This is a genomic window from Arthrobacter sp. MA-N2 (assembly GCF_000517125.1).
In the GTDB taxonomy this organism is placed as follows: Bacteria; Actinomycetota; Actinomycetes; order Actinomycetales; family Micrococcaceae; genus Arthrobacter; species Arthrobacter methylotrophus.
The window spans coordinates 434,929-448,168 of the sequence record NZ_KI912156.1 but is presented as its reverse complement, the minus strand read 5'-3'; the positions used below and the strand labels follow the sequence as shown (position 1 = coordinate 448,168).

At 63.2% G+C, this 13,240-nt stretch carries 11 protein-coding genes; 7 read left to right on the top strand and 4 right to left on the bottom strand.

Annotated features, from left to right (window positions below):
• Together A3M3_RS27130 and A3M3_RS26180 are read right to left on the bottom strand one after the other, a co-directional pair.
• Complete coding sequence (locus A3M3_RS27130) at window positions 1-1,551, bottom strand: efflux RND transporter periplasmic adaptor subunit (RefSeq protein ID WP_051423436.1); 1,551 nt, start codon at window positions 1,549-1,551, stop codon at window positions 1-3.
• Between the two features lie 105 nt (window positions 1,552-1,656).
• Window positions 1,657-2,361 (bottom strand): phosphatase PAP2 family protein, encoded by a 705-nt coding sequence (locus A3M3_RS26180; protein ID WP_051423435.1) that lies wholly within the window; start codon window positions 2,359-2,361, stop codon window positions 1,657-1,659.
• Window positions 2,362-2,398: 37 nt separating this feature from the next.
• Between A3M3_RS26180 and A3M3_RS0120370 the strand changes: the two genes are divergently transcribed.
• The 6 genes from A3M3_RS0120370 (at window position 2,399) to A3M3_RS0120345 (ending at window position 9,417) form a co-directional block, all read left to right on the top strand.
• Window positions 2,399-3,895 (top strand): bifunctional phosphatase PAP2/diacylglycerol kinase family protein, encoded by a 1,497-nt coding sequence (locus tag A3M3_RS0120370; RefSeq protein WP_028267884.1) that lies wholly within the window; start codon window positions 2,399-2,401, stop codon window positions 3,893-3,895.
• 154 nt (window positions 3,896-4,049) lie between these two features.
• Complete coding sequence (locus tag A3M3_RS26175) at window positions 4,050-5,048, top strand: ABC transporter ATP-binding protein (RefSeq protein WP_081736975.1); 999 nt, start codon at window positions 4,050-4,052, stop codon at window positions 5,046-5,048.
• Entirely contained in the window at window positions 5,045-5,935 is an 891-nt protein-coding gene (locus A3M3_RS0120360; protein ID WP_028267883.1) for an ABC transporter permease, read from the top strand. The genes A3M3_RS26175 and A3M3_RS0120360 overlap by 4 nt, the downstream gene beginning before the upstream one ends.
• A gap of 64 nt (window positions 5,936-5,999) precedes the next feature.
• Window positions 6,000-7,286, top strand: a complete 1,287-nt coding sequence (locus tag A3M3_RS0120355; protein WP_028267882.1) for a sensor histidine kinase — start codon at window positions 6,000-6,002, stop codon at window positions 7,284-7,286.
• Window positions 7,283-7,978: a response regulator gene (locus A3M3_RS0120350; protein ID WP_028267881.1), complete on the top strand. Its 696-nt coding sequence runs from the start codon at window positions 7,283-7,285 to the stop codon at window positions 7,976-7,978. The genes A3M3_RS0120355 and A3M3_RS0120350 overlap by 4 nt, the downstream gene beginning before the upstream one ends.
• Window positions 7,979-8,115: 137 nt before the next feature.
• Window positions 8,116-9,417 carry a M18 family aminopeptidase gene (locus A3M3_RS0120345; protein ID WP_028267880.1) on the top strand — a complete coding sequence of 434 codons (1,302 nt, stop codon included), beginning with the start codon at window positions 8,116-8,118 and terminating at the stop codon, window positions 9,415-9,417.
• 1 nt (window position 9,418) lies between these two features.
• On the opposite strand, the gene A3M3_RS0120340 is transcribed toward A3M3_RS0120345, so the two are convergent.
• Window positions 9,419-10,090, bottom strand: coding sequence for a DUF1345 domain-containing protein (locus A3M3_RS0120340; protein ID WP_028267879.1), 672 nt, complete (start codon window positions 10,088-10,090; stop codon window positions 9,419-9,421).
• Window positions 10,091-10,126: 36 nt separating this feature from the next.
• Complete coding sequence (locus tag A3M3_RS0120335) at window positions 10,127-10,465, bottom strand: YnfA family protein (protein WP_028267878.1); 339 nt, start codon at window positions 10,463-10,465, stop codon at window positions 10,127-10,129.
• Window positions 10,466-10,605: 140 nt separating this feature from the next.
• Between A3M3_RS0120335 and A3M3_RS0120330 the strand changes: the two genes are divergently transcribed.
• Window positions 10,606-13,137 carry a hypothetical protein gene (locus A3M3_RS0120330; RefSeq protein WP_231497375.1) on the top strand — a complete coding sequence of 844 codons (2,532 nt, stop codon included), beginning with the start codon at window positions 10,606-10,608 and terminating at the stop codon, window positions 13,135-13,137.
• Window positions 13,138-13,240 lie beyond the last annotated feature (103 nt).

Sequence of the window (13,240 nt, the reverse complement as noted above, 5' to 3'; positions counted from 1 at the left end):
TTACCCACCATTTCCGCGGGTGCCGCCGGTGCCGCCTGTGAATCCGGCGCCTCCGGTTCCGCCTGTGCCACCAAATCCACCCGTCCCGCCGAGGCCTCCCGTGCCGGTCCGTCCGGTGGTGCCGGTGGTGTCCAAAGTGGAGGAGATGGCCGGGAGTTCGATCTGATCGCCCGCGCTGAGTCCAGTGAGCACTTGGGTGCGGCCATTGTCCGTGATCCCGGTGGTGATGGTCACCGGGGTCGCGGTCCCGTTCTTCATAACGTTGACGGTCTGCTTGGTTCCGGTGGTGGTGATGGCCAGCGAAGGCACCGTCAAGGCGTTCTTGGCAGTTGCCGTGGTCACGGAGATGGTTGCGCTCTGGCCGAGACGGAGAGCAGCCGGGGGGTTATTGATGGAGATAGTCACCGGGTAGCTGACCACGTTGTTAGTGGTGGTGGCGTTCTGGGCGATCGCCGTGATGGTACCGGTGACGGGGGCTGCGGAGGGGTCTGTCTTGAGTGCCGGGAAGGTGAAGGTGGCTGAGTCGCCGGTCTTCATGGCGGCGATGTCCGATTCGGCGAAGTTAGCGATGACCTGCAGGTGCGCGGTGTCGCTGATCGTGATCAGTCCGGAGGACGAGGTGCTGGCGGCGCTCGTGGAGGCGCTGCCTGAAGATCCGGAACCTGAGGAGCCGGAGGCGGAAGACCCGGAGCCGGCTGAGCCGGAGCTGCTGCCGGCGTTGCCTCCAACGACGGCGTTCACAGCGGTGACCGTGCCTGAAACCGGGGCGGCGAGGGAGCATGACGCCAGGTTCTTGGTTGCAGTGTCAACGGCAATCTGGGCGGACGTGGTGTTGGATGTGGCGCCGCCGCCGCTTTGCGCGGAGCTGAGGGCGGTGGCAGCCGAAGCGAGCTGCTCTTTGTCCTTGAGGGCCGAGCTGGCCTGCTGGTTGACTGCCTGGGTCAGCGCCTGGTTGTCCTTTGCCAGCTGGGCCTGGGCTGCGTTGAGGGCGGTCTGGGCTTGTTGGCTGGCGGGCTGGGCGCTGGCAGCGGTCTGCGCAGACGCGACGGTGGCATTGTCATTGTTCACGGCAGTTTGCGCCGCGGCCACGGCACTTGCCTGCTGGCTGGCGTCTAGGTTCGCCGTCTGCTGGGCGTTGGCTAGATTCTGGTTCGCCGAAGCCACCTGGTTGCTGGCCGAAGCCTGCTGTTGGTTCGCCTGGGCCGCTGCCGAATCCAATTGGGCCTGGGCAACAGCCAGGGCGTTTTGGGCGTTCGTCGGATCAATCGTGACCAGAACCTGCCCTGCCGTGACTTGTTGGCCCGTCACTGCGGAGACCGTGGCGATCGGACCAGTGCAGTTCTGCGCGTTGATGACGGTGGTGCTTGCCGGGGAGACGTTGCCGCTCGCGGTGGACACGGCGGTAAGGTCTGCCGCGCTGACCGCGACGGTGCGGGCGGTGGTGTCAGAGGCTGTTTGCGGCAGACCGTTCAGCACGAGGAAGGCGCCCGCGGCAATGCCGACGACGGCCACCCCGATGCCGCTGTTGATGAGTTGAGGCTTTGAGAGCATGCCCGAAGACTATGGTCGCTCTCTTGGAGCAGGCCGAGTGCTAGCTGATGGTTTACCCTATGTGACGCCCTGATTTGTGTTGACTGGGTGTTGTCTAGAGGTTATCTATACGCGCTGCCCTGCATGTCGCTTGCGACTCGCGACGCTCAACTTCCAAGAAACAGCGCGGTGCGCATCAGTATTCTCTTGGATGCATATGTTCTGGAATCCCAGCCAAAGCAGGAGTACGACGCCGGACGCCAGGCACGCGCCACCCACCACATCCGTGAGCCAATGGGCTGCCAGATACATCCGGCTTACCATCATCGCCAGCATACTTCCGATAGCAAGGAGCCAAGCCCAGACGCGTCCGATAAGAAGGGCGAGGACCAGCACAAATGCTGTGGTAGCAGATACATGCCCCGAAGGGTATGAATATGTATCCGTGGCCACATTCGCGTTGGCGGGGCGCGGCCTCTCGATGATCCATTTGAGCAGATGCGTCAACAGCATCACGGTCAGCCCGGCCACAGCAGAGAACGCCGCCGAACGGAGCCTTCTACGGATCAACAATGCCCAAGCCAACAGTAGATGGAAGATCCACATACCCGTGTAGCCGATCCAGTTGAGGAAGAGGTTCACATTGTTCCAGAACGGGGTGTGCAGTGTCACCGCAAAACCGTTCCATGCATCGTCCAGGGCTTGGAAAGGCGGGGTCCTGTTTCCTGCCAGCAGCACGCCTCCTAGGATCACGGCGATCGCGAGCAAAGTGGCCGCGATGACCGTTGTGCGGCGCGGGGCAAGCCTGCGGGGAAGAAGGATCCTTGCCATCCCCACATCCTAGCCAGCACGCCGATACTCTGGTGGGATGCGAAGAATCCTGCGACGGGGTCAGGGTCGGGTGATACAACTCGACAGGGCAGTGGTCCGTGCTGTTTCGCGCTGGCCGGAAGGCAAGCACGACGACGTTCTGAGGAACCTCTCCGGGGCCGCGACCAAGGGCAAACTCTGGTTTGCCGCAGCCGGTGTCCTGGCGGCCTTCCCCGGCAAGCCCCGTAACGCAGCGATCCACGGACTCCTTGCTCTGGGGCTCGCGTCGGCCGTCACCAACCTTGGTTTCAAGACGCTGCTGCCGCGGACCAGGCCTTTGCCTGAACACCTTCCGGTCTTCCGCTTCGTCAATCCCCAGCCCACCAGTTCGTCCATGCCCTCCGGGCATTCCGCGTCGGCCGCCGCTTTCACCCTCGGTGTTGCATTGGTATATCCCCCGCTTGGGGCCGCACTTGCCCCCATAGCGGCCGGTGTGGCGTATTCCCGCATCCACACAGGTGCCCACTGGCCCTCCGACGTGGTGCTCGGCTCAGCGATCGGCGCCGGTGCAGCTCTTTTGACGCGAAAATGGTGGCCGTCCCGGCTCCCGGCTCCGGCCACGGACCGTTCACCGGCCGACGCGCCTGCAGTCGGCGAAGGCGAAGGATTGAGTATTGCCGTGAACGCCCTCGGTGGTTCCTACTCGCCAGACACCGAGACGGAACTCCGGGAAATATTTCCCAAGGCGTATATTCGTTTGATTACCGAAGGCCACGACATAGCTGAGGAAATCCAGGCCGCAGCAGGGAGGCCTGGGACGCAGGCCTTGGGCGTGTGGGGCGGAGACGGAACCGTCGGCGCTGCCGCGGCGGCCGCCGTCGAGCATTCCCTGCCTTTGTTGGTGCTGCCGGGCGGCACTCTCAACCATTTCGCCCGTGACGTGGACGCCCGCTCTCTCGAAGGGGCGCTCAAAGCCGCCAAAACGGGAGCCGCAGCATGGACGGACCTGGGTCACGTGAGCGCGGGACGTGGCATTGACGGCGAGGATGAGATCTCTGAGCTCATGATGCTGAATACGGCCAGCATTGGCCTGTACCCCAACTTGGTGCGGCGACGCGAACGGCTGGAACCCGCACTGGGGAAACCCCTCGCGGGACTCGTCGCAGGCCTGCGCACCTTCGGAGCGGCAACCCCCACCACGCTGCTGATCAACGGGGTGCGCCACAAGCTGTGGATCCTCTATGTGGGCCGCGGCCGCTACTATCCGCGGGATTTGGCCCCTTTGACACGGCCCGTACTCGACGACGGTGTGCTGGATATCCGCATGGTCACAGCCGACGAGCCTTTTGCGCGGCTACGGCTCCTGTGGGCGGTCCTCACGGGAACCGTGGGTACATCCAAGGTGGCCCACCTCATCGAGGCAGGGGAGATCAGCATCGAGGCGTTCGGAGAACCTCTGGTGCTAGCGGTCGACGGCGAGCCGTTGCCTGGCGTGCGCACCGCAAAGTTTACGGTGAAACGCCGGGCGCTGCGGGTGTATTCGCCGCTTTCCTAGTGCCGAAAAGACTTTCTCGCGGCTGGCATCATCCATAGGGACTACCCTGACCAGCCCCTGAATCATCCCTGAGACCGGCGAATTCCGCCATGCAGGTGGTTAGCCTTGTACCGACAGTCGACACTAAGCTGCAGTAAGCGGAGGGAACGCTTCCATGATTGAAGCAAAAGGCTTGAGGAAGGTCTACGGTACAAAGACGGCCGTGGACGGAATCAGCTTCACCGTAAAGCCCGGGAAAGTCACGGGTTTCCTTGGCCCGAACGGCGCCGGCAAGTCCACCACCATGCGCATGATCATGGGGCTCGACCGTCCGACGTCGGGCGACGTGACCGTCAACGGTCGGCACTACTCGGAGCACAAGGCGCCGTTGCACCAAGTAGGCGCGTTGCTCGATGCCAAGGCCGTGCACACGAGCCGCAGCGCATACAACCACCTGCGTGCCATGGCTGCGACGCACGGGATTCCGAACTCGCGGGTTGAGGAAGTCATCGAAATGACGGGCCTCACCGCAGTTGCCAAGAAAAAGGCCGGCGGGTTCTCCCTCGGCATGGGCCAACGGTTAGGCATTGCCAACGCGCTCCTGGGCGATCCTGAGACGCTCATCCTCGACGAACCGGTGAACGGACTTGATCCCGAGGGCGTCCAGTGGGTCAGGAACCTCGCACGCTACCTTGCGAGCCAGGGCAAAACGATCTTCATTTCCAGCCACCTCATGTCCGAGATGGCCCAGACCGCCGATAACCTGATTGTGATCGGGCGCGGCAAGATCATCGCCGACACTACGGTGGATGCGCTCATTGAGAGCCAGTCCCGCAAGCGCACCTTGGTTCGAACCTCGGAGACTACGCGCTTGTCCGAGTTGCTGGCCCGCGACGGCGTCCGGGTCGAGCAGAACGAGCGCGAGACCTTGGAAGTGTATGGGGTTGAGCCGCTTCGAATCGCCGAGCTTGCGCTTGACAACCGGGTGCTGGTCTACGAGCTCACCCCGCTCACGTCCTCGCTGGAAGAAGCCTACTTCAAGCTGACCAAGGACGAGGTGGAATACCACTCGCACATGACCGGTGGACCGGCAGGGCCAGGCGCGCCGCTGGGCGCAAACTCCGCCGGCGTTGGCGCCGGCACCGCTGCCACCATGGAAGGGATCCAGTCATGAGCACCACAACCATCAGTAAGAAACATGCGATCCCGTCAGCCGGGTCCGGTGGCGTCAATTTCCTCCGGGTTCTGAACTCCGAATCCATCAAGTTCCGGACTCTCATGAGCACCAAGCTTCTGTTGGTCTTGACTTTCGTAGCTATTGTCGGCGTCGGCGTGCTGTCCGCCCTCGTCCGTTGGAACTACATCAACCAGATGGTCGAGGTTGGCCGGCAGGGCCATAAGGAATCGGCGCAGCAAGCCGTTGAGTCCTTCCCGCCAGGCGCGGGATTCAACCTCTACAATCTGCCGAACGCCGGACTGAACATCGGCATCCTCATCATGGGATCGCTGGCCGTGCTCTTCATTGCCTCTGAGTACGCCACGGGCATGATCCGCTCAACCATCAACGCGGCGCCGGGCCGGCTCTCTACCTTCGGGGCCAAGGCCGTGGTCTTGATTGTCGTCTCCTACATACTTTCGATCGTGGCAGGCGTCGTAACTTTCCTGTTGGCGTCACCTATGTTCGCCAACTTCGGCCTTGACCTCGGCTGGAGCACTGACGGCGTCCTTTACAGCGTCTTCACCGGCGGCCTGTACGTCTCCGGGGTTGCGGTCATCGGGCTTTCGCTCGGGACATTGCTGAAGAACCCTGCCGGTGGCATTACCGTGCTTGTGGGCATCATGTTCGTCCTCCCGTTCGCCGGCCAGTTCCTGGCCTTCGCGCCGGGCGATTTTTGGAAGTACGTCCCGCAGTACCTGCCCAGTGAGGCTGGAGGCCGGTTCTTGTCGATCGGCCATGTGGACGGCACCTTGGATCCGGGGGCCGGCGGGCTCGTGTTCCTTGGTTACGTCATTTTGTTCATGGTTCCCGCCCTCATTGCGCTCAAGAAGCGCGACGTCTGATTCGTAACCGTCTGATCCTCGACCAAGGAACAGCCACTCCGGGCAGGGCCACTAGGCTCAAGCCATGAGTGAAGAGTTGCCAGCACAGGACGCGTCGGCCCGCGTGGCCGATGCGTCCTTTGCTGAAATCACCCTGCGTCGGCGGGGCAGGGTCCGCCGCTTCCTCTTTGAGCACCCACGGCTCATGGACTTGGTGGTGGTGCTTTGCTATTCGCTGCTGGCACTGCCCTCCTTCATCGCCTCGATCACGGACGGCAAGTGGTTCGCCGCTTTGCTGCTCGTTGCCATTGCCGCCATATTGTTCCTGCGCCGCCGCAATCCGCTCAGCGTCACCGCGGCCGCGGCGGTCCTCGAAGTGGCGGTGACGCTGCTGAATCCCTGGGGTTCGAACGTCTCCGCGGGACTGTGGTTTGCGCTCTACGCGGTGGCCGTGGCGAGGACCCGGAGATTCTCTTTGACGGTGTTCGGGGCGGCCAGCCTGCCGTTGACGCTGGTGTATCTGTTCATGTGGACCAGCCCGGTCACGCCGTCAAACGGAGAGGCGATTCCGGAGGACTTCCATCTCATCAGCAACATCACCGCTGCGGTCAGCATCTTGTTGTCCAATCTGATTGCCACCGGCATCGGTATTTCGGTGCGGCAGCGGCGTGAGCATGAGAGCGAAATCAGGGCCTGGGCGGCGCGCACGGCGCGGTTGGGTTCGGTCACCGAACGCAACCGGATCGCCCGGGAGATGCACGACGTCGTGGCCCACTCCCTGACGGTCATGATCAGCCTCTCGGATGGCGCCGCCGTCGTGGTCAAGAGGGAGCCGGAGCGTGCAGGTGAGGTGCTCGGCGAACTCTCGCGCACCGGCCGGACGGCGTTGGCTGATATGCGCCGTGTCCTTGGCGTGCTGCGGGAAGATTCGGGCGGTCCGGCGCCACTGACGCCCTTGGTCACGGGCCACAACCTGAGCAATCTGCTCGACGGATTCCGGACAGCGGGGCTGCCCCTGCACTACTCCCATACGGGACCGGCCCTGCCCGAAGACCCGGCCCTCCAGCTCACCGTTTACCGGATCGTGCAGGAATCGCTCACCAATGTGCTCAGGTACGGACACTCCTTGGGTCAAGTGGATGTTCGGATCGTCCGGGACGGTGACATGGTCACCATAGACGTGCTCGACGACGGCCGGGGCTCCCGGGATCCGGAAACCGAAGAGGCGGCGTTGGGAACGGGCCAGGGCATCGCGGGGATGCGTGAACGGGCGGGAATTTATGCTGGCTCCGTGGATGCCGGACCCGGTATGCACGGCGGATGGCGGGTCCATGCGGAGCTGAATTGGAATGGCGACAAGGGGAAATCATGACTGACAGTGCTCCCACCAGGGTCCTTCTGGTGGACGACCAGCCCCTGCTGCGCATGGGATTTCGGCTCATCCTGGAAGGCGAAGAAGACCTCGAGGTGGTGGGGGAAGCCTCCGACGGCGCCGAAGCTGTGCGGAAGGTCGAGGAACTGGAACCGGACGTGGTGCTTATGGACGTCCGGATGCCTGCCATGGATGGAATCGAAGCCACACGGCGGATCACGGCCTCGGCGTCCAGCGCCAGGATCATCATCCTCACCACCTTTGACCTCGACGAATATGCGTTCTCGGGATTGCAGGCGGGGGCGTCCGCCTTCCTACTCAAGGATGTTGCGCCTGCCGAACTGGTCCAGGGTGTCCGGCTCGTAGCCAGCGGCGACGCTGTGGTGGCGCCGAGGGTCACCCAGCGCCTCCTGGAGACCTACGTCCGAGGAGGGCGTGTGCCCGGCCCGGCCACGGCCCAGCCGCGCGACCCGCTGCTCGAAGAACTGACGCCGCGCGAAACCGAGATGCTGGAGGCTATCGCCGGGGGGCTGTCCAACGCGGAAATCGCCCACAAGTTCTTCCTGGCCGAGGCCACGGTCAAGACCCACGTCCGGCGGATCCTCACCAAGCTGCACCTTCGCGACCGCGTCCAAGTGGTTGTCTACGCCTACGAAACAGGGCTCGTGATCCCGAGCAATCCGGACTACTAGGACTGGTGACGCGGATACTGCCTCGCGATGCGCAAACGGATCAGCGACGCCCGTATCCGGAATACGGGTGTCGTGCGGAAATTTGCGAGTCGCCAGGACGAAGCAGCGTCGTCCGTGGCGAGGCTAAACTCGGAGCCATGCCTTCGAACTCCGCTGCAGAACACATCCAGGATCTTGGCGCATATGTGAGCGCATCGCCGTCGAGCTTCCACGCCGTCCACGAGGCCGCGCGCCGGCTCGATGCGGCCGGGTTCACGGCCCTTGACGAACTTCAGCCATGGGAGGGCGGGGCCGGCAGTTTCTACGTCATCCGGGATGGTGCCCTCATCGCATGGGTGGCACCGGACGGCGCAACCCCCGCTACGGCGTTCAATATCCTCGGCGCCCACACGGATTCGCCATCCTTCAAGCTCAAGCCCAAGCCGACAACAGGCAAGTTCGGCTGGCTGCAAGCTGGCGTCGAAGTCTACGGTGGGCCCCTCTTGAACTCGTGGCTGGACCGCGAGCTTCGGTTCGCGGGACGGCTCGTGATGCTGGACGGCACCCAGCACCTCACCGCGACGGGACCCCTCCTGCGCTTTCCGCAGCTGGCCATCCACCTGGACAGGGCCGTCAACGATGGCCTCACCCTGGACAAGCAACAGCACATGAACCCGGTATTTGGACTCGGCGATGCCGGATCCGCGGACGTCTTGGCAATCCTGGCGGACTCCGTGGCCGGACCTTCGGTGGATCCCGCCGAGATCGGCGGCTATGACATCGTCGTGGCGGACACCCAGGCGCCGGAGGTCTTCGGAGCCGAGGGAGAGCTCTTCGCTTCGGGACGCCTCGACAACCTCTCGTCCACCCATGCCGGACTCGCCGCACTCATCGCGCATGCAGCCGCGGGTGTTCCGTCGGACGGCCCCATAGCGGTCCTGGCGGCCTTCGACCACGAAGAAATCGGCTCTGCCTCCCGTTCCGGTGCCTGCGGACCCATCCTCGAAGACATCCTGACCCGGATCTCCGACGGGCTCGGCGCCACGGTGAGTGAACGGCGGCAGGCGTTGTCGGCGTCGTTCTGTGTTTCCGCGGATGCCGGCCACGCCGTTCACCCCAACTATCCCGACCGCCACGATCCCGCCAACCGGCCCATCCTCAACGGGGGACCGCTCCTCAAGATCAACGCCAACCAGCGCTACGCCACGGACGCCATCGGGGCGGCGTTCTGGGCCCGGCTCTGCGGCGAGGCGGGAGTGCCCTACCAGGAGTTCGTCTCCAACAACGACGTCCCGTGCGGCTCCACCATCGGCCCACTGACGGCGACCCGCCTGGGGATCCGAACGGTCGACGTCGGCGTGCCCCTTTTGTCGATGCACTCGGCACGCGAGCTGTGCGGCGTTGAAGATCCGCGTCACCTGGCAACAGTTGCGGAGCTGTTCTTCCGCACGGCGATCTAGCTCAGGACGCGAGGCTCACCACGAGGTTGATTGTGGTGGCCAGGATCCCGACGCCGAAAACATAGGCGAGCAGGCTGTGCCGCAAAGCTGCGGATCGCATCGCCCTCGTGGTGATCGCGGTGTCGGAGACTTGGTAGGTCATCCCGAGGCTGAACGCCATGTAGGCGAAATCTGTATACTGCGGCGGTTCTTTTTGGTTGAATTCGATGCCCCGGGGCGGATCGGACGTGTAGTAAACCTCCGCGTAGCGCAAGGTGAAGAGGGTGTGCACGAGAAGCCATGACGACACCGCACCGACCAGGGCCAACAGGGCGAGCATGAATTTGTCGAGGCCATGCGCGTCCTTGGCGCCGAGCATTACCAGCACGAAGGCTGCGAGGGAGCCGACGGCGGCACACAGGATGAGGAGGTCCGACGTGGATCGCCGTGGGTCTTCTTCCGTGGCATGGCTTGCCGTTTGGGCGGCTTTCATGGGTGTGATGACTGTCCACACGAAGACGTTGTAGACAACGGCAGCTACGGCCCAGCCCGTCGCGGGCGCGTAGATCCATTGGCCCCATATTCCGGTTGCTACTGCGGCGGCGATGCCGGTAACGACCATCAACAAGAATCGCAATCGGGAACGCTTGGCGCGGGTCGAGTTCGGACCGTGGTTCTTTACGGCGGCATTCATAGTCAGATCATGCCACGCGTGCCGGTGGGAAGGCCTTCAATTTCCCGCCCGCGGCGCGAACATGATTACCGCGACCCCCAGAAGGCAGATCATGGCTCCGATGATGTCCCAACGGTCCGGTCGGAAGCCGTCAAGGAGCATCCCCCAGGCCAGGGATCCGGCGATGAACACGCCGCCGTAAGCCGCAAGGACGCGCCCGAAATGCGCATCCGGTTGGAACGACGCGACGAAACCGTAGATGCCCAGGGCCACGATCCCAAGACCCGCCCACCACCAAGGCTTGGCCTCCTTGACGGATTGCCACACGAGCCAGGCTCCGCCGATCTCGGCAATGGCCGCAAGGACAAAGAGAGAGGTGGATTTGAGGATGGTCATGGGATCAGTCTGCCTGAGCTTGGCGCAGTACAGGCTGTAGGGCGAGTTATCCACAGGCTTCGATCGTATGACTGGTTGTGGATGCGCCGGGCCAATTACGCTCCTCGAGTACGTCGTACTCCGAGAGAAATATTGGGGAAATGTCTCAGGTACCTTCTACTTCCACGTCCGGCAGGCCCGAAACATCGGGCATGCCGGAACCGCCCAACCAGGCGCCGCAGCAGGTGCCCCGGTGGCTTGATTCGGTCCAACTCAAGAGTTTGTGGGTCGGGGCTGTCGTAGCCGTCGGGTCCTATTTGGCAGGCTTCCTGGTGGCCACGGCCATGGTCATGAGTTCCGTCATCGGTGCTTCGACATCCAACGGCGGTCACCTGGTGCCCACCGGCACGCCAGGATTTTCCGGCGTGGAAACCGGCAGCGCGTGGTCAGTCCTCGGTCAGCTCACGGCACAGCTACTCGCTATGGCGCATCTCGGGAATTTGTCGACCTTGCTTGAAGGCGCGGTGCCGTTCCTAGGCACGATTCAGGGCGGCGCTTCAGCGTACGCCGTTCCTTTGGGACTGCTTGCGATCAGCAGTTTCAGTGTTTACATCGGCAGTCGCGTCGCTGAACACAGAGTCCCATCTGGCTCCAGGGCGCAACTCGTTGCCCAGTCCCTGGTGACCGGCGTGGTCTATTCCGCAGCAGTAAACGTCGTGGCGGCTGCAGCTGCCATCAGCTTTCCCGCAAGCAACGGCTTCAGCACATCGCCGGTCACTGCGGCCGGCTTCTGGCCCACCGTTTTCTCCATGCTCTTAGGGTTTGCCGTGTCGGCCGCGGCCAGGAGCCGGACGGCAGCCGCAGAGGTTCCGCCGGTGGTCCCTGCGCCCTTGTCAAGAGCCCTCAGTCTGCCCCTCATCGCGGCGTCCAGCCACTTGCTGCTGTTTACCTGCATAGCCGCGCCGGTGGTCTGGGTTTTCGCCGGAGTGAGCAACGGGTGGGCCGGATTGCTCACAGTCCCGCTATGGATCGGGAATGCGACTGGTCTGCTCTTCGTCATGGCCCACCTCGGCGGATTGCGTGTGCTGGCTGACGCCAGCTACATCGGAGGCACGGCTTCGGGGAACACGGACCGGATCCTCTACGGGTTCGACGGCGGTGTGGGTGCGGGTGCCGATCTCGCCTTGACGTTGGGCGCCTTCCTGCTTGCCCTCATCTGCACCCTTCTAACGGGTCTGCTTGTCCTGCTCCGCAGGGGATATGCGGACAATACAAAGCTCGCCACCTGGGTACCCGTTCCCGCGGCGTATTTGACATTAGGGCTCGTACTTCTGCCGTTGCTGAACCTGTCGGCAACCTTCAAGCTGGGCACCTTGGCCCGCGCTAGTTACGGTCTTGGGCTGGTCTGGTGGGCCCCCGTTGTCTTCCTGCTCTGGGGTCTTCTGGTTGAAGCCACCGCCCGTTACCTGGCGCCTTACGTGTTGCCGCTTGTCCCGGTCCGGCTCCGGAACCTGGCCCGGATCGGCGTACCTCCGAGTCCGGCGTCGGTGGTAGCGGACTCCTTGGAGCGGCAGCCCATAGCGGAGCAGCAAACGACCGATCTTCCGTTCGATGATGTCTCGTCAGCAAATGGGGCTCGTGGTTCCGCGCACAACGGTCCACCGCTCGCGAAGCGGCGCTCGCAAGCCGGGCGAAGAAAGGCCCGGCTCGTGGCGGTGTCCTCAGGAGTGGTTGCTGTCTTGGCGATCGGCAGCCTTGTGGCTGTCACAGTGATCAAGGCAGGCAACGGTCCAGACAAGGTGGTTCGAGAATATATCCAGGCCCTTGTGGACGGTGACGCAGAAAGGGCGGTGCGTTTCGCCGACCCCGGTGTGCCCAACGAGCAGCGTGTTCTCTTGAGTAACGCTGTCTACGGCGCGGCCACCAAAAGGATAGATGGATACACCATTCTTTCAAGCCAAGTGAAAGGCAACCAAGCCACCGTCTGGGTTGAGGTCAGGCAGGACGGGCGCCGTTCGGAAATCCCATTCGTGCTTGACAAGGAGCATCCGGACATTCTGGATGACCACTGGAAGTTGCAGTCGAAGGGTTTCAACACCGTCCGTCTTTCAGCCGACGCTGCCGTCAGTGCGTTCTCCGTCAATGGCGTCGGCACTCTGGCCGCCCAATGGGGCGGATATGGTTCCGCGATCGAGCTACCGGCATTTCCCGGGGAATACACTATCGGCCTTCCGGCGAAGGAAAAGTACCTTGCAGCCAAGGAGAAGCGGATCCTCATAGCGATGGGCACCAGCGTCCGGAGCACAGAAGACACCAGCTTGGAGGTGACCGGCAGCAACGAACTGGCTGCGGAAGTCGACCGCCAGGTGGGAGCCGTATTATCCAAGTGCGCTGCATCAAAGGAACTGAGCCCCGACGGTTGCCCGTTCTACGCGTTCGGGTTCGGCGAGACGCGAAACGTGAAATGGTCCGTTCCGGTGAGCCCTAAGATCTCTGTCCGCCCTTCTTACAACGGCACGTGGCGGATCAGCACCGCGACCGCCGGCAACGCTGAGGTAAGTTACGAGCGGAACACATCGTTCAATCCGAGTACCCCTGATTGGAAGCAGGAGAATGACTCCGTCGCCGTGCGGGTTTACGGCACCGCGACGGTGAACTCGGACTCGGTCTCGGTCGAACTCTCGAAGTACTAGGGTGGCGCCTGCCGGTGGCGGCCAACCTGGTTATCCACATACGTGCTGTCGACCATTCCACCCTCCGACACGCCGAATAGGCTTGGACATGTGAAATGGACTA